Below are 18,710 nucleotides of genomic sequence, written 5' to 3' on the forward strand. Positions count from 1 at the left end.
AGGCCGCCTGCCCGCCCAGCGCAAAGCGCGCCGGCAGCCTCTCTTACCTGCCGGTTGAGGTCACGGGAATGTCGGTTCCGAATGGCACCGCGGCGCTAGCCGCAGAGCAGACTGCATCACGCGGTGTGGCCGGGCTCGACGTGCTTCGGCGTCTTCTTCTCGCGCTGCGGGGTCATCCTGGCCGGATCCGGCGCACCGGGCACGCCGCGGGGACCCAGCTGGTCGCGCTGGATGTCGTCCTCGGAGCGGGATGGCTCGACGCCGTTGGGCTCACGGGGCTTGGTCATCGCGTCTCCTTCCGAAGCGTTGTCTTATGCATTGTCCCGGACGCCGAGCGCGTTGCCGCCGGGCTCGCGGCCGGGCACGCTGACCTGGACTTCATGTCCCTCACGCAGCGCCAGTGAAGCCGCGGCAACTGCGGACTCGAACGCAGCTTCCTTGGTGGCATAGGTGTTCCTGACGTCGCCGTCGTGCAGCACGCCCCATTCGTCCTGCACCGGCACGATGGCATATTGAGCAAGGCCCATGTCGAACTCCTGAGTTTCAGAAACCGTCTGCCCCGATAACGCGCCGGCGGGCTTAACGTTGCGTCAGCTGCGGACGCGTGGCAGTGACGCGCCACACCGTGTTGCCGCTGTCGTCCGCGACCAGCAGCGCGCCTGATTTGTCGATGGCGACGCCGACCGGGCGGCCGCGCGCCTGGTTGTCGCCGTTGAGGAAGCCGGTCACGACGTCCTGCGCCGGGCCGCTAGGCTTGCCGTCCTTGAATGGCACGAACACCACCTTGTAGCCGTTCAGCACCTGCCGGTTCCAACTGCCGTGCTCACCGACGAAGGCGCCGCCGCGATAGGCGGCCGGCAGACCGGAGCCGGTGTTGAACACCATCCCGAGCGGCGCGACATGCGAGCTCAAGGCATAGTCCGGCACGATCGCCTTGGCGACGAGATCCGGCCGCTCCGGCTTGACGCGGGGATCGACGTGCTGTCCGAAATAACTGTAGGGCCAGCCGTAGAAGCCGCCGTCCTGCACCGACGTCATGTAATCGGGGACGAGATCAGGACCGAGCTCGTCGCGCTCGTTCACCACCGTCCACAGCGCGCTGGTCTGCGGCTCGAAGCTGAGCCCGTTCGGATTGCGCAGGCCGCTCGCGAAGATGCGCCAGCGCCCGCTGGCGCGGTCGACCTCGAGGATGGCGGCGCGGTTGTGCTCGGCCTCCATGCCTTTCTCGGTGATGTTGCTGTTGGAGCCGACGCCGGCATAGAGCTTCGAGCCGTCCGGACTGGCGACCAGGCTCTTGGTCCAGTGATGGTTGATCGGCCCGCCCGGCAGCGGCGTCAGCACCGTGCCCGGTGCGGTGATCCTGGTATCGCCTTCGGTGTAGGGATATCTGACGATTGCATCGGTATTGGCGACATAGAGATCGTTGCCGACCAGCGCGACGCCGAACGGCGAGTTGAGATGGTCGAGGAAGACGCTTTGCGTATCCGGCACGCCGTCGCCATTGCCGTCACGCAGCAGCGTGATGCGGTTACCCGGCCCGGAATCGTTGCCGCCGGAGGTCGCCCAGGATTCGATATATCCCATGATGAGCTCCTTGGGCCGCTTGATCGCGGCCCCCTTCGGCGCCTTGGATTCCACCACCAGCACGTCGCCGTTGGGCAGCACGTAGAGGAAACGCGGATGCTGCAGGCCGGTGGCGAAGGCCTTGACCTGCAGTCCCTGCGCCACCGTCGGCGTCTCGCCTTGCTTCCAGCCGACAATGCGCGCGATATGGACGGGCGGCAGCAAATATTGCTGGATGTCGGGAAGCTTCGGATTGGCCCCGATCTGCGCCTGGGGGTCGCCGCTGCCGTCGTCGCAGGCGGCCAAGAGCAGCAGCGAGGAGCACAGCAACGCACGGCCAATTGAGAATGTCATCGCGCAACTCCCACGCCGTGGCGATAGACCATGGCCCAGCCGAGCCAGCCGGTGACGGGCAGGATCAGCACCGTGATCACCGACAGAACGAGCCCCGTCGGCCACACCGAGGTCCAGCCATCGCGGGCATGGATCAGCGTGTTGACGATCGCGAGGATCAGCGCCACGGCATTTCCGATCAGATGCGGCCAGGCCGGCGTCTGCGCCCGCACCAGCCGGTTGCCGAGGAAATCGGTCAGGCCCGCGATCGCCGCCAGCACGCCGAAGACGACGCCGGCGAGCAGAAGCCAGGCGGAGAAATTCGCCCACATGATCTCGGCGCTGGCGACATAGGCGATGTCGGTCACGAGCGCCCCGACGAAGCACGTCATCGGTATCGGCACCAGCATCGGATGAATGGGATGCCCCGCGATCTGCGCGGTCGTGCGCACGCGCACGTCTTCCTGCACGGTCGGCCTCGTGACTTTTGGTCCTGCCCGACCGGCCAACTCGCGCGTAGCGCGATGGTTCCTAGGTGCGGGTACCTGGGCGCGTCAGGCCCAGCCGTTGGCGGACCTCGTCGTCCTCGATCGCCTGATCCAGGCGCTGGTCACTGCGAGCCTTCTTGCCGGCCTCGAAATCTTCAGCGATCGTCTCGAGCGCCCGAAACGCATCCCCGGCGCTCGGTGCCGTCTCGATGTGGGCGATCGATCGACCGTTGACGGTGAGATCGGCCTCTCCCCAAGGGGTGGCATCGATCTCCAGGCGGTCGCCGCCGGCATTTGCGGTGAAGTGCTGCACGGTGGATTTCGAGGTCGGCAGCGTGAGATCCGGCGTCCAATCGATCGGCTTGTCGGTCATGTCGTGGTCTTTCCAAGATACGACCGACAGATAGACCATCCGATGCGCGCCGGATTGATCTGGATCAGCTCGACTCCGGATTCGGGCGATCGGCGCCTCCGTGTCCCGCGACCGATCATGCCGCCGCAGGTTCAGTTCAGGCGACGGCTGAACTGAGGCTTTGGCACGGCTGGACCATGGCTGCGTCGGTCGCCACGATCCGGACCTGCACGTCCCTGGGTTTTGCCAGATAGGGCGATGAGGTGACCAGGATATCAGCGCCGGCCTCGGCATAAGCCGCGGCGTTCGACGCATTGATCCCACCAGCCGCAGCAATGATCGGCCGGGCGCGCGTGTAGGCCATGGACGCGATACGCTTGACCAGGGCGGCGACCTCGGCCGGCGAAAACTTCTCGGCCTGAATCACGTCGAAGCCGGCGACGGCCGCGGCCAGGGCGGCGTCGGCCGTCTTGACCTCGATCACGAGCTTCTTCTCCGGTGCCGCCCGCCGCAAGCGTTCGGCCGCCTGAAACAGCGGCAGCTCGCCGAGAAAGGCGCGGTGCTCGGGAAACACCAGCACGGTCTCGGACAGGCCGAGCCGGTGCATGGCGGCACCACCCGCTTTGACGGCCGCCACTGCAAATCGCTTGGTGCCCGGCACGTTCTTGCGGGTGCAGGCAACCGCAATTTGCGGGGCGACCGCCCTCGCCGCGCCGACGATGGCGCGGGTCTCGCTGGCGACACCGGACCAGATTTCGATCAAGGTCTGCGCGACCTTCCAGCTCCGCAGCAGGCCGGCAGCCGGGCCGCGCGCCTCGAGGATCGGCGCGCCCTGCTCCAGCGCCGCGCCGGATGCGGCGAACAGCTCGACCTCGCAGCCGGCGAGCGCGATGATCGCGGCAGCATCCTCGACGAGCGCCAGCACCATCGGCGAGCGCGCAGCAAACTGCATGACGCCGTCGATCGTGCCGATCCCGAGCGCCTCGGTGGTGAGGTCGCCATAAGGCACATCGTCTTGCAGCAGACGCTCGAGCTCGGCGCGCGATGCAATGATTGCCATGGCGTACTTCCCTTCACTGGTGTCGGCTCGCCGACGATCTTGTCGCAAACCCGACACGGATCGCGGCCCCGCCGCCGCAAGCAGCGGGAACGCCCATCTCTAGACGCTCATTCCTGCAAGGCGCACACCAGATTTCACGGCCCCCATCCGGCACGCCAATTGCTGAGCTCTCGCTGGCCGGCGCCTTGCAGCAATCGGGCTCGCGGAGGCGGTTGCCGTCCGCTGGAGTCCATCATGAAGCTGTTTCGCACGATCGCCGGTGCCGCAGGGCTGCTGCTCGCATTCACGGAAGCGCGGGCAGCACAGACCAATGTCGCCGTGGCCGCCAACTTCACCGATGCCGCCAAGGAGATTGCCGCCCTCTTCAAGCAGAAGACCGGTCACGAAGCGGTGCTGAGCTTCGGCGCGAGCGGACAATTCTACACCCAGATCGCGCAGGGCGCGCCGTTCCAGGTATTCCTATCCGCCGACGAGTCCCGGCCGAAGAAGCTTGTCGAGGACGGGCTTGCGGTTGGGGACAGCCGCTTCACCTACGCGATCGGCAAGCTCGTGCTGTGGAGCAAATCGCCGGGCGCCGTGACGGGCGAGGAAACCTTGAAGGCTGCATCCTTCGCAAAGCTCTCGATCTGCAATCCGGCCGCCGCGCCATACGGTCTCGCCGCCGTCGAAACCATGAAGGCGCTGAAGCTCTACGATGCCCTGAAGCCGAAGCTGGTGGAAGGTGCGACCATCACCCAGGCCTACCAGTTCGTCGAGACCGGCAACGCCGAGGTCGGCTTCGTCGCGCTGTCGCAGCTGACCGGCATCGACGCCGGTTCGCGCTGGGTGGTTCCGCAGGCGCTCTACAGTCCGATCCGCCAGGACGCCGTGCTGCTGAAGACCGGCGCCGGAAACGAGGCCGCCAGCGCACTCATTTCCTTCCTCAGAGGGCCCGAGGCCCGCGCCATCATCGAGAAATACGGCTACGTGCTGGACGGACAGAGCTGACGCGCATGGAGATCTGGTCGACGGAGATCCGCCAGTCGGTTCTGCTGACGATCGAGCTCGCGGCGATCTCGACCGTGATCCTGCTGGTGCTGGCTACGCCGCTCGCCTGGTGGCTGGCGCGCGCCAAGAGCTGGTGGATCGAGATTGTCGCGAGCGTGGTTGCGCTGCCTCTGGTGCTGCCGCCGACCGTGCTCGGCTTCTATCTGCTGGTGCTGCTCGGCCCCGACGGGCCGGGCGGATGGATCGCAAGCCTGTGGGGCGGCCGCACGCTTGCCTTCACGTTCGAGGGCCTGGTCATCGGCTCGGTGGTCTATTCGATGCCCTTCGTGGTGCAGCCGATCCGGAACGCCTTCGCCGCGATGGGCGAGCGGCCGCTCGAGGTCGCTGCCACCTTGCGCACCTCACCCCTGCGCACGTTCTGGACCGTCGCGGTGCCGCTGGCGCGGCCCGGCTTCCTGACCGGTGCGGTGCTCGGCTTCGCGCACACCGTCGGCGAATTCGGACTCGTCCTGATGATCGGCGGCAACATCCCCGGTCGCACCAAGGTGCTGTCGGTCGCGATCTTCGACTATGTCGAGACCTCGCGCTGGCGCGAGGCGAGCGTGCTCGCCGGCCTCATGGTGATCTTTGCCTTCGCGGTGATCCTGACCATGACGCTCGTCGACAAGCGCGCAGCGAGGGCTGCGGCATGAGAATAGCCGAACCCGGCCGCATCAACGCGGCCTTCCGCGGCAGGCTCGGCAATTTCACGCTCGATGCCGCGTTCAGCGTGCCCGCCGCCGGCGTCACCGCGATCTTCGGCCCTTCCGGCTGCGGCAAGACCACGGTGGCACGCTGCATCGCCGGCCTGCAGCGCATGGCCGATGGTTTTTGCGCGGTGGATGGCGAAGCCTGGCAGGACCGTCAATCGTTCCGGCCCGTGCACCGGCGGCCGATCGGCTACGTGTTCCAGGAAGCCAGCCTGTTTCCGCATCTGTCGGTACGCCGAAATCTGCTGTTCGGCGCGCCGAAGGCCGCGGGCGCGCAGATCGCGTTCGACGAGGTCGTGGAGCTGCTCGGCCTTGCCACCCTGCTCGACCGCTCGCCCTACCGCCTCTCCGGCGGCGAGCGGCAGCGCGTTGCGATTGGCCGCGCGCTGCTGTCGCAGCCCAAGCTTCTTCTCATGGACGAGCCGCTGGCGGCGCTCGACCACGCCACCAGGAACGAGATCTTGCCGTTCCTCGAGCGGGTGCACGACCGGCTGTCGTTGCCGGTCTTCTATATCAGCCATGACATGACGGAGATCGAGCGCTTTGCTGATCATCTGGTACTGATGGAACGTGGCCGCGTCATCGATGCCGGGCCGCTCCGGAGCCTCCGTCCGGCGCCGGCCACGAACCGTGACCGGCTCGGAGATTGCCCGGATCGACGGAAGAGCGTAGGAAAACCGGCGAGGATGACCGTCATGCCGATCGACTTCCACGACATCGACCCGAACCGCGTCGCCGCGATCCTCTACCGCCCGCAGGACGACGTCGACACCCTGCTGGCCGATTTCGCCGAGACTCTGGTGCGATCGGGCGAGCGGATCGGCGGAGTCGTCCAGCGCAACATCGAGGACGGCGGTGGCTGCCACGTCGGCATGCAGGCGGTCGACCTCATGTCCGGCCGCGAGATTTCGATCTGCCAGCCGCTCGGCTCGGGCGCGATGGCTTGCAAGCTCGACGCCGCGGGACTGGCCGAAGCGGCCGTCGCCGTCACCCGCGCGATCGCAGCGGATGTCGATCTCGTCGTGATCAACAAGTTCTCCAAGCAGGAGGCGGCCGGCGAAGGCCTGCGCGACGAGCTCGCCCACGCCATCGCCGCCGGTATCCCCGTGCTTACGGCCGTGCCCGAGAAATGCCTGGACGCATGGACCGACTTTACCGGCGGGATCGGCACCAGCCTGCTCTGCGAACGCGGAGCGATTGAAGGCTGGTGGCAGGACCTGTCGTCGCGCATCAAGCGGGTCCGCGCGGCGCGGCTGCCTGCCGATGCGCCCGCGGCCTCACTTGCCGATCATCACGTCCGATGACTTGATCACGGCGGAGACGGCATCGCCCACTTTCAAGGCGAGGTCGTCCACCGCTTCGTTGGTGATCGCGGAAAACACGACCAGCCCGGGCGCGAGCTCGATCTTCACATGGGCGGTCGTCGTGCCCTTGGTGACGGCGATCACCCGTCCGGGCAGAACGTTGCGGGCGCTGAGCTTCATGGCTCAGCCGAACTTGAACAGCACGCCGTAGCCACCGCGCGGATAGCTCCATTCGATGTCGCCGTTCTCCTCGCAGATCACGCGGCAGGTCCCGCATTCGATGCAGCCGTCGACGGTGACCTCGACCTGGCCCTTGTCGTTGAGCTCATAGCAGCGCGCTGGACAGGCCTTCAGCATGCTGAGGAGCCCCGGCGACGGCGTCGTGTGCGGCCGCACCTTGATGTGGGCCCGGCCAGCATCGACCAGATAGCGGTTATAGAACAGCTTGTCCTCGACACGCACGGATGGCTCAATCGACATGGTTAGGTCTCCATCGCTGATGTTGCGTTTCCTGCTCACCGCCAGGCGCGCGCGAGGCGGAAGGCGTCGCCGAACAGCCCGCCCCACGACCTCGCCTTGATGAACGATTTGAACGTCGTCTTCTCCTTCTCGACCTTCGGCGTGCCGTCGACGCGCAGGAAGTTCTGCATCGCCTTGGAGACGAGCTCCGGATAGGTCAGGAAGAAGTTCTGCGACTGGGTGTGCATCAGCGCCGGCATGTCCTTGTACTTCTTCAGGTCCTTGATGACGAAGGACTGGTCCAGCATGGTCTTGTAGAGCGACAGGTTCGCCGCCGTCATCGGATCCTTGCGCGACTTGACCTGGAAGATCGCCTCCGCGGCGATCCGGCCCGAGGTCATCGCGAGGTTCGATCCTTCGCGGTGGATGGCATTGTTGAGCTGGGCAGCGTCGCCGACCACGACCCAGCCCTCGCCATAGAGCTGCGGGATCGCCTTGAAGCCGCCTTCCGGAATGAGGTGCGCGGCATATTCCTTGACCTCGGAGCCTTCGATCAGCGGGGCGACCGAGGGATGCCGCTTGAAACGGTCGAGCAGGCCATAGGGCGTCTCGCCGGTGCGCTGGAAGTCGGCGACGAGGCAGCCGATGCCGAGCGAGATGCATTCCTTGTTGGCGTAGATGAAGCCCATGCCGGTCATGCCGCGCGAGATGGTGCCGGCGGCCTCAATCACCATGCCTTCGTCACCCCGGAGATTGAAGCGCGCCTCGATGGTCTCCCGCGGCAGGAAATGCATCTCCTTGACGGCCAGCGCGACCTTGTCGGGCCTGGGCCGCTCGCGCAGCCCCGCACGGGTCCCGAGCAGGCCGTTGACGCCTTCGGCCAGCACGACGACATCGGCATGGATCTCGCCATCGGCGCGGTCGGTGCGCACGCCGATTACCTTGCCGTAGGCATCCTGCGCCAGCTCGGTCACCGTGGTCTCGCACAGCACGGTGGCGCCGGCCTCGCGGACTTTCTGCGAGAACCATTTGTCGAACTGGGCGCGGATGATGGTGTAGCGGTTCGGCTTCTCCTCGTTGAAGTCGTCGGAGCGGTAGTGCAGGCCGGTGTGCGAGCGGTCGTCCATCATCCAGAAGCGCTGCTCGACCAGGTGCCGCTCCAGCGGGGCGTCCTCGCGGAAGTCGGGGATCAGCTTCTCCAGCATGTCGGCGTAGAGAATCGCGCCCTGCACGTTCTTCGAGCCGGAATACTCGCCGCGCTCGAGCTGCAGCACCTTGAGGCCGCGCTGGGCCAGCGTGAGCGCCGCCGCGTTGCCGGCCATGCCGGCCCCGACGACGATGGCATCGAACTTCTCCTCGATCATGGCGCTTCTCCTTGTGCTAACTGGCGATCCGGTCGCGCGAATGCGGTGACAGCCGGGCACGGAACGCCGCCGTCAGCCCCGGAAGCAGCCGGATCGCGTCGGCGACGATGCCCATATGCGCAAAATCGAAGATCGGCGCGTTCCGGTCGGTGTTGATGGCGACGATCAAGTCGGCGCCCTCGACGCCGACCCGATGCTGGATCGCGCCGGAGATGCCTGCGGCGATGTAGAGCTTTGGCCGGATGGTCTTGCCGGTCTGGCCGATCTGCCGGTCGGAGGTGACCCAGCCCTTCTGCACCAGCGGCCGCGAGCAGCCGTATTCGGCACCCAACACCGTGGCGAGCTGGCGCACCAGTTGGAAGTTCTCGGGCGAGCCGAGCCCGAGCCCGCCGGCAACGACGACGTCCGCATAGGCCAGATTGGACTTTGCGGAATCGCGGTCGGGCAGGAACGACAGTACCTTGGTCACGATGTCATCCTCGACCAGGCCAAGCGGATGGCTGACGATGCGGCCGACCGGACGCACGACGCGCTCCGGCATCGGCATCACGCGCGGTCGCACCGTCGCCATCTGCGGCCGGTAGTTCAGCGTGTAGATCGTGCAGAGCAGCGAGCCGCCGAAGGTCGGGCGCGTCGCCGCCAGCGAGCCGTCGGTATCGACGTCGAGTTCGGTGCAGTCGGCGGTGAGGCCAGTGAGCAACGTCGTCGCCACCGAGCCCGCGAGATCTCGGCCGAGCGTGGTGGCGCCGAGCAGCAGGATCTCCGGCTTGTAGGTGTTGACGACGTCGGTCAGTGCCTTGGTGTAGGACTCGTTGCGATAGTCGGCGAGCAGGCCGTCGGCGACCATGTAGACGAGATCGGCGCCGTAGCAGAAGGATTCCGCGGCGGCGCTCTGCGTCGCCTCGCCTTCGGGGCCGATCACGACCGCGGCAAGATCGACCTTGAGCTTGTCGGCGAGCTTGCGGCCGGCCCCCATCAGCTCCCAGGACACGGGGTGAACCTGGCCGCGCTCCTGCTCGATGAAGACCCAGACATGCTTGTAGGCCTTGAAATGCTCGGGCAGCTCCTTCTTGGTCGCGGCGCGGCCGGATGCGGAAGCGGCGGTCTTCGGTGCGGTGCTCATGGTGCCTGTTCCCCTCGCCTCAATAGCCGCGTGCCAGCGCGGCGAGCTCGGTCTCGAGTCCCGGCTGACGCGTGAAGATGGCGTCGATCAGTGCCTCCGCCGGCTGTTCGCCGGGCTCGATCAGCACCGCCTTCTCGCTGCGGGCTGCGGGTGCGAACACGCGCTTGACGATGGTGGGCGAGCCGCGCAGGCCGCATTTCGAGATGTCCTCGACGCCGGCATCCTGCGCGCTCCATTTTACGATCGGCGCCCGCGCGGCGCGCAGGGCGTCGGCCATCGCGCCGCGGCGGATCTGGTTGGTCGCCTCCAGCATGGTGACGAGGCACGGCAGCCTGGTGCGCAGGAGCTGCACGCCGCCTTCGGAGCGCCGTTCCGCGTCGATGGTGCGCGCCTCCAGATCCAGTGCGCTGATCCTGGCGACGTAGGTGAGCTGCAACAGGCCGAGCCGCTTGGCGATGCCGGGACCGACCTGCGCGGTGTCGCCGTCGATGGTCTGCTTGCCGGTGAAGACGAGATCGGGCGCACCGAACTCGGTCGAGATCTTGCGGATCGCGGTGGCGAGCGCGTAGGTGGTGGCCAGCGTATCGGCGCCGGCAAAGAAGCGATCGGTCAGCAGCACGGCGCGGTCGGCGCCGAAGGTCAGCGCCTTGCGAAGACTGTCCTCGGCGGACGGCGGCCCCATGGTCAGCACCGTGACCTCGCCGCCGAACTGGTCGCGCAGCTCGAGCGCAGCCTCCAGCGCGAAGAGGTCGTAGGGGTTGATGATGGTCGGCACCCCCTGGCGCATGATGGTGTTGGTCACGGGATGCACGCGGATCTGCGCGGAGTCGGGGACCTGCTTGATGCAGACGACGATGTGCATGTGCGTCTCCAGGACTTTGTTCACGGCAAGAACAGCAAGTGTCGTACCAAGTCCGCGAACGGTGAAAATCAGACGGCGATACAGCGAGTTAGGAACGCGGCGGCCGCGACTGCATTCGCTTTCCGCAGCGGAGCCGACAATGCTGCTGCGACATTCGTCGCAAATGCGACAGAGCTCGGCTTCACTTCAGCGTACCGATCTGCACCAATGCCGGCGGCTGCTTCGGCTGCGGCGCGACGGCGTCTTTCAGGACCTTGAAGACGCGCTGGTCGATCGGCGAGGACGCGACGAAGTCCGCATAGGCGCGCTCCAGCACGGCCTTGCACCGCTCAGCCACGGTCTCGTCCGTCGCGCCGGCAAAGTCCTCCCCGGCGAGGTACTGGCCCATCCGCCTCAGGATGTGCAGCCGCGCCACATTGACGATCCCTGGATCGTAGTCGACGCCGAGCAGCGTGAAGAACTCTTCGGCCGCAGATGCCTTGTTGAGTTGCGCGAGGATTCCGTCAGCCATGTTCGATCTCCGTGGAGCTCTGCCGCGCCGCACGGGGCGCGAGGGATGTCGCGGGCGCGCCGGCATCCCGCATGCGCCTCTGCATGTGTGCCAAGCGCGCCTCCAGGAACTCGACGCGGTCGAGCAGCACGGCGATGGCATCTCCGACCGGATCCGGCATCAGATGGTGGTCGAGATCGATCCGGCCGACGCTACGGCGATGACCAAGTTGCGGGCGCACGACGCGCGCCGGAATGCCGACCACGGTGACGTCGGGCGGCGTGCTGTCGATCACCACCGAATTGGCTCCGACGCGCGAGCCGGCACCTACGGTGATCGGCCCGAGGATTTTCGCGCCCGCCCCCACCACGACGCGGTCTTCCAGCGTCGGATGGCGCTTGCCCGGAAACCACGACGTGCCGCCGAGCGTGACGCCGTGATAGAGCGTGACGTCGTCGCCGATCTCCGCGGTCTCGCCGATGACGACACAGGCACCGTGGTCGATGAAGAAGCGCCGGCCGATGCGCGCGCCGGGATGGATGTCGACATTGCTGGCGAAGCGTCCAAACCAGGACAACAGCCGTGCCGCGAAGCGCCAGCCGGCGGTCCACAGCCGGTTGGCGATCCGGTACCAGATCACGGCATGGATGCCGGGATAGGTCAGGAGCGTCTCGAGCTGACCGCGCGCGGCGGGATCGCGCTGGCGCACGCAGCCGATATCCTCGCGGATCAACTCGAGCAGAGACGGCTTGACCGGTCCGGGAGGGGACGGTTCGGCGAGCGGAATGTCGACGACACAGGCCATGGGTCCCTCACGCGCAATCGAGGAGTGAACGTTCGCGCACCTCGCGCCAGATCGCCGTCACCGTCTCGCGCGCCACCGCGCCCTTGTGCGCGACGGCATGCTGGCGGACGCGGGCGAGAACCGACTTCGCCTCCTCCGCGCTGACCGACAATCCGAGCTCGGCGAGGAGCGCGGTGATCGCGGCAAGTCCGGAATGCTTGCCGATCACGATGCGATTGGAGCGGCCGAGCAGGCGCGGATCCAGCGCCTGGTAGGTGCGCTGATCCTTCAACAGGCCGTCGACGTGAATGCCCGATTCGTGGGTGAAGACGTGCTCGCCGACGATCGCCTTGTTGAGCGGTATGGCACGTGCGGCGGCGGCCGCGACCACGGATGCCACCTTGTCCAGCTCGGACAGCACCACGCCGGTATCGCAGCCATAGAGCTGCTTGAGCGCGACGGCGACCTCCTCGAGCGGGGCGTTGCCGGCCCGCTCGCCAAGGCCGATCACGGTGACGGAGGCATGGGTCGCACCGGCCTTGATCGCCGCGAGCGTGTTGGCCGTCGCCAGCCCCAGATCGTCATGGCCGTGGAATTCGAGCTCGAGATCGGTGGTGGCGCGAAGTGCTGCGATCAGGGCGAAGGAGGCGTCGGGATCGAGCACGCTCAGCGTGTCGGCAACACGGAAGCGCCGCGCGCCGGCCGCCTTGGCGGTTGCGATCAGCTCGATCAGGAATTCCACGTCGGCGCGCGAGGAATCCTCGCCGCCGACCGCAACGTCGAGGCCCCTGTCGCGGGCGTAGCCGACCACACGCCTCACCTGCTCCAGCGCCGCCGACCGGCCGCCACCGAGCTTGGCGGCCATCTGGACGTCGGAGGTGGGGATCGAGACATTCACCATGGAGACGCCAGCCGCAATGGCGGCATCGACATCCGACGGCCGCATCCTGCACCAGCCGATGGCCGTCACCGGCAGCCCGGCCTCGACGATGGCCCGGATCGCGCTCACCTCGTCATGGCCCATTGCAGGCGTGCCGGCTTCGATCTCGGTGACGCCGGCACAGGCCAACGCGCGCGCAATCGAGACTTTCTCGGCAGTGGTGAAAGCGACGCCGGGGGCCTGTTCGCCATCGCGCAAGGTGGTGTCGTTGAGAACGACGGGTCGGAGCAGAGTTCCGTCCGATCGGGTGGTTGAGGCGGAAGGTGCCATCCGCGTACTCCAATCATCGATGTCGACTGGGATCAGCAACCCTCGTGCCATCGCCAGAACGACTGCCAAGCACCTGAAATCGATGGGCTTATCGGCGCCGCTCGCTTTGTCGCAAATGCGACAGGCGTGTCAGATCCCGGCGGGTTTGCGGCGGATGTGGATGATGATGTCGAGCCGCGAGATCTCGTGGCCCGGCAAGGGATCGGGCAATTGCTCGAGCACGAGCGTCTCCGGCACGTCGATCAACATATCCTCGCCGTGAAGGTAGAAATGCGGATGGACGGTCGTGTTGGTGTCGAAGAACGAGCGCGAGCCATCCGGCCCGATACGACGCAGCAATCCCGCCTGGGTGAAATGGTTCAACGTGTTGTAGACCGTCGCCAACGACAGCTGCATGTTGGCCGCGGACGCCTCGGCGAACAGCATCTCGGCGGTGACATGCCGGTCACCCTGGCCGAACAGCAGCTCTCCCAGCAACACCCGCTGACGCGTCGGCCTCAGGCCCGCATCGCGTAAGCGGCGGAACGCGGAGCATTCGGCGGCCCGGAGCTCGCGTTGCGCAGACGGCTCCACGTCCAATGCGTCGACGAAGGAAAATTCCGGATACGCGTCCATGATCACCTCATGCCGGCCGATCGCCGACGTCGGCCTGGTCGCCGCCGCCACGCAAGACTTCCCGCCGGCGCTCGGCCATGCGGCTCTCGCCGCTCTCCTCGCCGAAGCAGAGATCGAAATCGTTGCATTGCGTGCAGACCGGCGTCGTGCACATCACGAAGCCGTCGTCCTCGCAGAGCATGCGGTAGAAGAAGCGCTTCCAGCGCATGTTCCTGGTGTTGCGGGTCGCCAGCGGCGCGAAATGACGCGTCAGGAGGCGCGACAGTTCCGGCCGCTCGCGCAATCCGAGATCTTCCCAGAGATGGTTCGGCTCCATCGCGCGCCGCGCCACCATCGCCGCCAGCCAACGGCCGACCTCGCCGTCGGTCGAGCGGCGCGCGAGCAGAAGATCGCGCACCATGGCGGTCTCGTCGTCGACGCTCGCATCGCCCCCGCCTGTCCAGGCAAACGCCCGACCCGGCACGGATGGGAAACATTGCGCCAGGAGCGCATCCAGCTCCCGTTCGGGCAGGCCAACGCGTTCCGCGATCGAACCGCCGTCCATGACGGCTGCCGCCAGCACCGAAGCGAGCACGTGCCGGTCGAAAGCGTCGTCGTCACCAATGTCGGCGTCGGCGGGATCGCTTCCGGTCAAGACGCGATAGACGTCGATCCCGGCATGCGTGCCATCGGCGATGGAGGCCGCCGCGAACGTCGTTGCGATCGTCACTTGCGCTTCAATCACGGAGTGGCTCCGCCGGTGATGCCGAAACGTGCCGGCCTCCCCGTCCAGGAAGGCCGGCACGATGGTCAGGCCGACATTGCGGCGAGCTCGGCCGCGGTCTTGCCGACGACGGTCTCGTCGACCGGCTTCATGATGCCGTGCTCCATCAGCATGTCCTCGAGCTCGTCCATCGTGATCGGGGTCGGGATGATGCCCTTGCCGGCGTTGTTGTGGATCTTGTGCGCGAGCTTGCGATAGTGCTCGGCCTGCTGCGACTCCGGCGCATATTCCAGCACCGTCATGCGGCGCAGCTCGGCATGCTGGACGATGTTGTCGCGCGGCACGAAGTAGATCAGCTGGGTGCCGAGCTTCTTGGCCATGGCCTCCGCCAGCTCCAGCTCCTTGTCGGTCTGCCGTTCATTGCAGACCAGGCCGCCGAGCCGAACGCCGCCGGAATTGGCGTATTTCAGGATGCCCTTGGAGATGTTGTTGGCGGCATACATCGCCATCATCTCTCCGGACATCACGATGTAGATTTCCTGCGCCTTGTTCTCGCGGATCGGCATGGCGAAACCGCCGCAGACGACGTCGCCGAGCACGTCGTAGGATACGTAGTCGATGTCCTCATAGGCGCCGTTCTCCTCCAGGAAGTTGATGGAGGTGATGACGCCGCGTCCGGCGCAGCCGACGCCGGGCTCCGGACCGCCGGACTCGACGCAGCGGATGTCCCGGTAGCCGATCTTCATCACGTCCTCGATCTCGAGGTCCTCGACGCTGCCGGCGTTCGCCGCGAGGCTCAGGATGGTGTCCTGCGCCTTGGCGTGCAGGATCAGGCGGGTCGAGTCCGCCTTGGGATCGCAGCCGACGATCAGGATCTTGTGACCCATCTCGGCAAGCGCCGCGAGCGTGTTCTGCGACGTCGTCGATTTGCCGATACCACCCTTGCCGTAAAACGCGATTTGTCTCAGTGAAGACATGTTGCTCTCCATCAACCGATTGCCAATGACATCGCGCTGCTCGCGCGAGATTGCTTCTCTCTCAGAAGCGTGGGCCCGCGGGGTTCGGGAAGGAGAACATCGCTCGCCATCGGCGTCGGCGTGCTCTCAGCCCTCACTCGTTGTTGCTGCATCCAAATAGCAACTGGCGTGCCATTCGCCGGCCGCGTCGTAAGATGCTGATCGTGCTCGCAGAATATTTCGGTGCAAGCGGCCGACAGAAGCTGTGTTGAACCCTACAGAGGTAGGGTCTCTGTCAGAAACCGGACAAGGATCGAAGCGATGGCGGTGTGAATGCACCATGATAACCGCGGCGTGGATGCGGAACGGAAATTGCTCGTACTTCGACGTGAGGCGATCAGAGGAGAACGACAGATGCAGATCGGCGTCGAGACGGCCAAGGCCGTCGACCAGCAACGCGTGTTCGTGGTCGATGAGGACGAGATCACGCGCGCGGCACTCCAGTTCATGCTGCATGACGAGATCGAGACGCACGAACTCGCCACGCCGGAGGAGGCCTACGCCAAGGGCGTGGACTGGCTGAAGCCCGACGTCGTGCTGCTCGGCGTCTCCTTCCTGAAGAGCCGAGGGCCCGGCCTGATCGGCGAACTCGGCACGAGATTTCCGGGCGTCCGCATCCTCGTCGTCACCGACAGATCGGACGAGACCACGGCTGTCGAGGCGATGAAGGCTGGCGCGCACGGCGCCGTGGTCAAGCCGCTGACGCTGGAAGGCGTTCGCAGGAAGGTCGACACGATTCTCGGCCGTGGCGGCGCGGCACCGCTGATCCAGCTCAGTGCATTGAAATAAGGGTGCCGGCGTGGCGAGGCCGTCGCGGAGCTGGACGCGTCCGCAGCCGATGCCGCGCTGCGCGGAGCAATGAAGCTCAGCTCCGCGCCAGCACCATCACCAGGCGATCGACGCGCCGGCCCTGGGCCAAGTGCTCATGGACGATCTCGTCGATGTCCTCCGGCGTCGTCGGCCGATACCAGACGCCGTCGGGATAGACCACCATCAGCGGGCCGGCCGCGCAGAAGCCGAGACAGCCCGATGCGGTGAAGCCGACATCCGTGAGCCCATTCGCCTCGATCGCCTTGCCGAGCTGCTCCCACAACGGCGCGCCTCCGGCCGCGCCGCAGCTTCCGCGCGGATGGCTGGGAGGCCGCTGGGTGTGGCAGGCGAAGACGTGATGGCGATAGAGCTGCGGCAGCTCGAACTCCTCGGTCGTTCCGTCGCTCATGACGCCGCCACCGCAACGCCCTTGTCGTTCAGCACTGCGGCCAGCTCACCCAGCTTGAACATCTCCCGGACGATGTCGCAGCCGCCGAGAAACTCGCCCTTGACGTAGAGCTGCGGAATGGTCGGCCAGTTCGAAAACAATTTGACGCCCTCGCGAATGTCGGGATCGGCGAGCACGTCGACGCCGATGAAGGGCACGCCGAGGCCGTTCAAGATCTGCACGACGGCCCCGGAGAAGCCGCATTGCGGCGCGGCCGGAACGCCCTTCATGAACAGCACGACGTCGCTGCCGGCGATGATGTCCTTGATGCGTTGTTCGGTCGATTCACTCATGCTTTTGTCCTTCCGTACTCATTTCGGTACCGCCGTCTCGAGCGCGAGCGCATGCAGCGCCTCGCCCATTCGTCCCTTCAGGGCGGCGTAGACCATCTGGTGCTGCTGGATCCGGCTCTTGCCCGCAAAGGCTTGCGAGACCACGCGCGCGCCGTAATGATCGCCGTCGCCGGCGAGGTCGGTCACGATCACGTGGGCGTCCGGAAACGCCTCTCTGATCGATCGCTCGATGTCCGGTCCCGCCATCGCCATGTCGCACGCTCCTGGTCCACTCGCCGCTCCATGCAAGCGTCAAACCAGTTTGCCAACACGTGCGTTCGGAGGGACTTGCGCGCCTGGCGCCGCCGCGATGTCCGACTTGCGACAACGCCGCGCGCGTGGGTGTCGACGACGTGACGAACACGACGGGTCCTGTTCCGAGCACGGCAACGTTGCCTCGCGGCGCCTCGAAACCACGCGCCTTCTCGGCGTCTCTCATTCGGCCCGGCTTTTGCTTTGCAAGGTTGCATCCGTATTCCATACGCCAGACGAGGAACCCGAATTGTCTCGCACAGACTCCAGCAGATATGGCAATCGGTGCCGCACCCCGACGATGGCGGGCGGCACATGACGGCCGTCCTTGTCGATTCCGACGGCATCAATTTCGGTGAGCTCGCACCCGAAATCGACTCGCTGCTGCAGCAGGGCGTGGTCAGCTATCGGCGCGACCCGCTCGAGGCCGACCGCATCTTCCGCCAGGCCCTGGATGCCGCGCCGACGGAGCTCGCGGTCTATTTCTGTCTCTACAAGACCCACACCTATCGCGGCCGGCTCGACGAGGCCCAGGGCATCGCCGAGCGCGGATTGCGTGAAGCCGCACACCAGGCCGGCTGGAGCTCCGATTGGCGAAGCTGGCAGCCCCAGGCCGAGCTGCCCGATGGCGCCGGCCGCTTCGCGCTCTACACGCTGAAGGCGCTCGCCTTCATCCATCTGCGCAAGGGCGAACAAAGACAGGCACGCGAACTGCTCGCCGCCCTGCGCCGGCTCGACCCTGCAGGCGCGGTCGGCTGGCCGGTCGTTGCGGCCCTCGCCGAGGGGCTGCAGTGAGGTGACGATGACGACAACCGAACTTGCCGACAACGAGACGCTGATCGCGGGCGTCATCGCCGCGCTGCGGACGGTTCACGATCCCGAAATCCCCGTGAACATCTACGACCTCGGCCTGATCTACCGGATCGAGCCGAAGCACGACGGCCTGGTCGAGGTCGACATGACGCTGACCGCGCCGGGCTGTCCGGTCGCCGGCGAGATGCTGACCTGGGTCGAGAAGGCCGTGCTCGAGGTCGGCGGCGTCGGGCAAGTGGCGGTGCGGCTGGTGTTCGATCCGCCCTGGGACTCCTCGCGAATGACCGACGACGTCAAGCTCGAGCTCGGTCTCTTCTAAAGCGCACTCAGGGAGACCCGCACGAGATGCTGCCGACCACCATCCTCGTCGACGATGCGCCCCGCTGCGTCGTGCGGCCCACCGACGCCAAGGACCTCAACCGCTTCATTCGTAACGGCAGGAGCTTTCTGCTGGCCGAGAAGCCCGAGGGCAAGATCACGCACCGGCTGGCGAACGAGACGGAGCTGACACGGTGGCAGAGCGGCCTCGCCTTGCACAAGGCGTGGGGCGCCGCGGACGAGGAGTTTTTCGGCCTGCCACTATCGGATTGACG

The 18,710-nt window shown here is 66.4% G+C and carries 27 protein-coding genes and 1 pseudogene; 8 read left to right on the top strand and 20 right to left on the bottom strand.

Annotated features, from left to right (window positions below; translation table 11 throughout):
* Window positions 1–116: 116 nt before the first annotated feature.
* From K410_RS40510 to modD, 6 genes are all read right to left on the bottom strand, one after another.
* Entirely contained in the window at window positions 117–287 is a 171-nt protein-coding gene (locus K410_RS40510; protein ID WP_196236035.1) for a hypothetical protein, read from the bottom strand.
* A 24-nt stretch (window positions 288–311) separates the two neighbouring features.
* The gene (locus K410_RS0123115) at window positions 312–527 is read right to left on the bottom strand and encodes a hypothetical protein (protein WP_028137069.1); all 216 of its coding nucleotides are present in this window, start codon (window positions 525–527) and stop codon (window positions 312–314) included.
* A gap of 52 nt (window positions 528–579) precedes the next feature.
* Window positions 580–1,917: a PQQ-dependent sugar dehydrogenase gene (locus K410_RS0123120; protein ID WP_028137070.1), complete on the bottom strand. Its 1,338-nt coding sequence runs from the start codon at window positions 1,915–1,917 to the stop codon at window positions 580–582.
* Window positions 1,914–2,366, bottom strand: coding sequence for a DUF2231 domain-containing protein (locus K410_RS0123125; RefSeq protein ID WP_028137071.1), 453 nt, complete (start codon window positions 2,364–2,366; stop codon window positions 1,914–1,916). Before K410_RS0123125 ends, K410_RS0123120 begins: the two co-directional genes overlap by 4 nt.
* A 61-nt stretch (window positions 2,367–2,427) precedes the next feature.
* Window positions 2,428–2,757, bottom strand: coding sequence for a hypothetical protein (locus tag K410_RS0123130; RefSeq protein ID WP_155253553.1), 330 nt, complete (start codon window positions 2,755–2,757; stop codon window positions 2,428–2,430).
* Window positions 2,758–2,893: 136 nt separating this feature from the next.
* Window positions 2,894–3,796, bottom strand: a complete 903-nt coding sequence (modD, locus tag K410_RS37135; RefSeq protein ID WP_049820172.1) for a ModD protein — start codon at window positions 3,794–3,796, stop codon at window positions 2,894–2,896.
* Window positions 3,797–4,030: 234 nt separating this feature from the next.
* Between modD and modA the strand changes: the two genes are divergently transcribed.
* From modA to K410_RS41550, 4 genes and pseudogenes are all read left to right on the top strand, one after another.
* Window positions 4,031–4,783 (top strand): molybdate ABC transporter substrate-binding protein, encoded by a 753-nt coding sequence (gene modA / locus K410_RS0123140; RefSeq protein WP_028137073.1) that lies wholly within the window; start codon window positions 4,031–4,033, stop codon window positions 4,781–4,783.
* Between the two features lie 5 nt (window positions 4,784–4,788).
* Window positions 4,789–5,475, top strand: coding sequence for a molybdate ABC transporter permease subunit (modB, locus tag K410_RS0123145; protein WP_028137074.1), 687 nt, complete (start codon window positions 4,789–4,791; stop codon window positions 5,473–5,475).
* A pseudogene (gene modC / locus K410_RS41545) lies at window positions 5,472–6,152 on the top strand (molybdenum ABC transporter ATP-binding protein); the annotation flags it as partial. The gene modB and the pseudogene modC, both read left to right, overlap by 4 nt.
* Before the next feature lie 75 nt (window positions 6,153–6,227).
* A complete protein-coding gene (locus K410_RS41550; protein WP_210164243.1) occupies window positions 6,228–6,836 on the top strand; it encodes a DUF2478 domain-containing protein in 609 nt (202 codons plus the stop codon).
* Here the strand turns inward: K410_RS41550 and K410_RS0123155 are convergent.
* From K410_RS0123155 to nifH, 11 genes are all read right to left on the bottom strand, one after another.
* Window positions 6,810–7,016, bottom strand: coding sequence for a TOBE domain-containing protein (locus K410_RS0123155; RefSeq protein ID WP_028137075.1), 207 nt, complete (start codon window positions 7,014–7,016; stop codon window positions 6,810–6,812). The genes K410_RS41550 and K410_RS0123155 overlap by 27 nt on opposite strands.
* A gap of 3 nt (window positions 7,017–7,019) precedes the next feature.
* Entirely contained in the window at window positions 7,020–7,316 is a 297-nt protein-coding gene (locus K410_RS0123160) for a ferredoxin family protein (RefSeq protein WP_028137076.1), read from the bottom strand.
* A 35-nt stretch (window positions 7,317–7,351) separates the two neighbouring features.
* Complete coding sequence (locus tag K410_RS0123165; RefSeq protein ID WP_028137077.1) at window positions 7,352–8,659, bottom strand: FAD-dependent oxidoreductase; 1,308 nt, start codon at window positions 8,657–8,659, stop codon at window positions 7,352–7,354.
* Window positions 8,660–8,675: 16 nt separating this feature from the next.
* Window positions 8,676–9,782 carry an electron transfer flavoprotein subunit alpha/FixB family protein gene (locus K410_RS0123170; protein WP_028137078.1) on the bottom strand — a complete coding sequence of 369 codons (1,107 nt, stop codon included), beginning with the start codon at window positions 9,780–9,782 and terminating at the stop codon, window positions 8,676–8,678.
* Between the two features lie 19 nt (window positions 9,783–9,801).
* Window positions 9,802–10,644 (bottom strand): electron transfer flavoprotein subunit beta/FixA family protein, encoded by an 843-nt coding sequence (locus K410_RS0123175; RefSeq protein WP_028137079.1) that lies wholly within the window; start codon window positions 10,642–10,644, stop codon window positions 9,802–9,804.
* A 181-nt stretch (window positions 10,645–10,825) separates the two neighbouring features.
* Window positions 10,826–11,155, bottom strand: coding sequence for a nitrogenase stabilizing/protective protein NifW (gene nifW / locus K410_RS0123180; protein ID WP_028137080.1), 330 nt, complete (start codon window positions 11,153–11,155; stop codon window positions 10,826–10,828).
* Window positions 11,148–11,939, bottom strand: a complete 792-nt coding sequence (cysE, locus tag K410_RS0123185; protein ID WP_028137081.1) for a serine O-acetyltransferase — start codon at window positions 11,937–11,939, stop codon at window positions 11,148–11,150. Before cysE ends, nifW begins: the two co-directional genes overlap by 8 nt.
* A 7-nt stretch (window positions 11,940–11,946) precedes the next feature.
* Complete coding sequence (nifV, locus tag K410_RS0123190) at window positions 11,947–13,128, bottom strand: homocitrate synthase (RefSeq protein WP_028137082.1); 1,182 nt, start codon at window positions 13,126–13,128, stop codon at window positions 11,947–11,949.
* Window positions 13,129–13,257: 129 nt separating this feature from the next.
* Window positions 13,258–13,743 carry a Fur family transcriptional regulator Irr gene (gene irr, locus K410_RS0123195; RefSeq protein WP_028137083.1) on the bottom strand — a complete coding sequence of 162 codons (486 nt, stop codon included), beginning with the start codon at window positions 13,741–13,743 and terminating at the stop codon, window positions 13,258–13,260.
* 7 nt (window positions 13,744–13,750) lie between these two features.
* Window positions 13,751–14,467, bottom strand: coding sequence for a nitrogen fixation protein NifQ (locus K410_RS0123200; RefSeq protein WP_155253556.1), 717 nt, complete (start codon window positions 14,465–14,467; stop codon window positions 13,751–13,753).
* Window positions 14,468–14,532: 65 nt separating this feature from the next.
* Complete coding sequence (gene nifH, locus K410_RS0123205) at window positions 14,533–15,423, bottom strand: nitrogenase iron protein (protein ID WP_028137085.1); 891 nt, start codon at window positions 15,421–15,423, stop codon at window positions 14,533–14,535.
* A gap of 393 nt (window positions 15,424–15,816) precedes the next feature.
* On the opposite strand from nifH, the gene K410_RS0123210 reads away from it, so the two are divergent.
* On the top strand, window positions 15,817–16,251 hold the full coding sequence (locus K410_RS0123210; RefSeq protein WP_028137086.1) for a response regulator: 435 nt from the start codon (window positions 15,817–15,819) through the stop codon (window positions 16,249–16,251).
* 76 nt (window positions 16,252–16,327) lie between these two features.
* Here K410_RS0123210 and K410_RS0123215 read toward each other — a convergent pair whose 3' ends face one another.
* Genes K410_RS0123215 through K410_RS0123225 form a run of 3 tightly spaced genes read right to left on the bottom strand, consistent with a single transcriptional unit; the run spans window position 16,328 to window position 17,265 of the window.
* Complete coding sequence (locus tag K410_RS0123215) at window positions 16,328–16,681, bottom strand: (2Fe-2S) ferredoxin domain-containing protein (RefSeq protein WP_028137087.1); 354 nt, start codon at window positions 16,679–16,681, stop codon at window positions 16,328–16,330.
* Window positions 16,678–17,013 (bottom strand): Grx4 family monothiol glutaredoxin, encoded by a 336-nt coding sequence (gene grxD, locus K410_RS0123220; protein WP_028137088.1) that lies wholly within the window; start codon window positions 17,011–17,013, stop codon window positions 16,678–16,680. Before grxD ends, K410_RS0123215 begins: the two co-directional genes overlap by 4 nt.
* A gap of 18 nt (window positions 17,014–17,031) precedes the next feature.
* A complete protein-coding gene (locus tag K410_RS0123225; RefSeq protein ID WP_028137089.1) occupies window positions 17,032–17,265 on the bottom strand; it encodes a BolA family protein in 234 nt (77 codons plus the stop codon).
* A gap of 354 nt (window positions 17,266–17,619) precedes the next feature.
* Here K410_RS0123225 and K410_RS0123230 point away from each other — a divergent pair, with 354 nt between their 5' ends.
* From K410_RS0123230 to K410_RS0123240, 3 genes are read left to right on the top strand one after another with little or no spacing between them, the layout of a single operon-like run.
* The gene (locus K410_RS0123230; protein WP_028137090.1) at window positions 17,620–18,099 is read left to right on the top strand and encodes a hypothetical protein; all 480 of its coding nucleotides are present in this window, start codon (window positions 17,620–17,622) and stop codon (window positions 18,097–18,099) included.
* Between the two features lie 7 nt (window positions 18,100–18,106).
* Window positions 18,107–18,436 (top strand): DUF59 domain-containing protein, encoded by a 330-nt coding sequence (locus K410_RS0123235; RefSeq protein ID WP_028137091.1) that lies wholly within the window; start codon window positions 18,107–18,109, stop codon window positions 18,434–18,436.
* Between the two features lie 26 nt (window positions 18,437–18,462).
* Window positions 18,463–18,708, top strand: a complete 246-nt coding sequence (locus K410_RS0123240) for a hypothetical protein (RefSeq protein ID WP_028137092.1) — start codon at window positions 18,463–18,465, stop codon at window positions 18,706–18,708.
* Window positions 18,709–18,710 lie beyond the last annotated feature (2 nt).

It is taken from the genome of Bradyrhizobium sp. 22, assembly GCF_000482425.1.
Taxonomy (GTDB): domain Bacteria; phylum Pseudomonadota; class Alphaproteobacteria; order Rhizobiales; family Xanthobacteraceae; genus Bradyrhizobium; species Bradyrhizobium japonicum_B.

Coding starts and splice junctions, on each gene's coding strand:
- K410_RS40510 (WP_196236035.1), bottom strand. CDS start 287: ATGACCAAGCCCCGTGAGCCCAACGGCGTCGAGCCATCCCGCTCCGAG.
- K410_RS0123115 (WP_028137069.1), bottom strand. CDS start 527: ATGGGCCTTGCTCAATATGCCATCGTGCCGGTGCAGGACGAATGGGGC.
- K410_RS0123120 (WP_028137070.1), bottom strand. CDS start 1,917: ATGACATTCTCAATTGGCCGTGCGTTGCTGTGCTCCTCGCTGCTGCTC.
- K410_RS0123130 (WP_155253553.1), bottom strand. CDS start 2,757: ATGACCGACAAGCCGATCGATTGGACGCCGGATCTCACGCTGCCGACC.
- modD (WP_049820172.1), bottom strand. CDS start 3,796: ATGGCAATCATTGCATCGCGCGCCGAGCTCGAGCGTCTGCTGCAAGAC.
- modA (WP_028137073.1), top strand. CDS start 4,031: ATGAAGCTGTTTCGCACGATCGCCGGTGCCGCAGGGCTGCTGCTCGCA.
- modB (WP_028137074.1), top strand. CDS start 4,789: ATGGAGATCTGGTCGACGGAGATCCGCCAGTCGGTTCTGCTGACGATC.
- K410_RS41550 (WP_210164243.1), top strand. CDS start 6,228: ATGCCGATCGACTTCCACGACATCGACCCGAACCGCGTCGCCGCGATC.
- K410_RS0123155 (WP_028137075.1), bottom strand. CDS start 7,016: ATGAAGCTCAGCGCCCGCAACGTTCTGCCCGGACGGGTGATCGCCGTC.
- K410_RS0123160 (WP_028137076.1), bottom strand. CDS start 7,316: ATGTCGATTGAGCCATCCGTGCGTGTCGAGGACAAGCTGTTCTATAAC.
- K410_RS0123165 (WP_028137077.1), bottom strand. CDS start 8,659: ATGATCGAGGAGAAGTTCGATGCCATCGTCGTCGGGGCCGGCATGGCC.
- K410_RS0123170 (WP_028137078.1), bottom strand. CDS start 9,782: ATGAGCACCGCACCGAAGACCGCCGCTTCCGCATCCGGCCGCGCCGCG.
- K410_RS0123175 (WP_028137079.1), bottom strand. CDS start 10,644: ATGCACATCGTCGTCTGCATCAAGCAGGTCCCCGACTCCGCGCAGATC.
- nifW (WP_028137080.1), bottom strand. CDS start 11,155: ATGGCTGACGGAATCCTCGCGCAACTCAACAAGGCATCTGCGGCCGAA.
- cysE (WP_028137081.1), bottom strand. CDS start 11,939: ATGGCCTGTGTCGTCGACATTCCGCTCGCCGAACCGTCCCCTCCCGGA.
- nifV (WP_028137082.1), bottom strand. CDS start 13,128: ATGGCACCTTCCGCCTCAACCACCCGATCGGACGGAACTCTGCTCCGA.
- irr (WP_028137083.1), bottom strand. CDS start 13,743: ATGGACGCGTATCCGGAATTTTCCTTCGTCGACGCATTGGACGTGGAG.
- nifH (WP_028137085.1), bottom strand. CDS start 15,423: ATGTCTTCACTGAGACAAATCGCGTTTTACGGCAAGGGTGGTATCGGC.
- K410_RS0123210 (WP_028137086.1), top strand. CDS start 15,817: ATGCAGATCGGCGTCGAGACGGCCAAGGCCGTCGACCAGCAACGCGTG.
- K410_RS0123215 (WP_028137087.1), bottom strand. CDS start 16,681: ATGAGCGACGGAACGACCGAGGAGTTCGAGCTGCCGCAGCTCTATCGC.
- grxD (WP_028137088.1), bottom strand. CDS start 17,013: ATGAGTGAATCGACCGAACAACGCATCAAGGACATCATCGCCGGCAGC.
- K410_RS0123225 (WP_028137089.1), bottom strand. CDS start 17,265: ATGGCGATGGCGGGACCGGACATCGAGCGATCGATCAGAGAGGCGTTT.
- K410_RS0123230 (WP_028137090.1), top strand. CDS start 17,620: ATGACGGCCGTCCTTGTCGATTCCGACGGCATCAATTTCGGTGAGCTC.
- K410_RS0123235 (WP_028137091.1), top strand. CDS start 18,107: ATGACGACAACCGAACTTGCCGACAACGAGACGCTGATCGCGGGCGTC.
- K410_RS0123240 (WP_028137092.1), top strand. CDS start 18,463: ATGCTGCCGACCACCATCCTCGTCGACGATGCGCCCCGCTGCGTCGTG.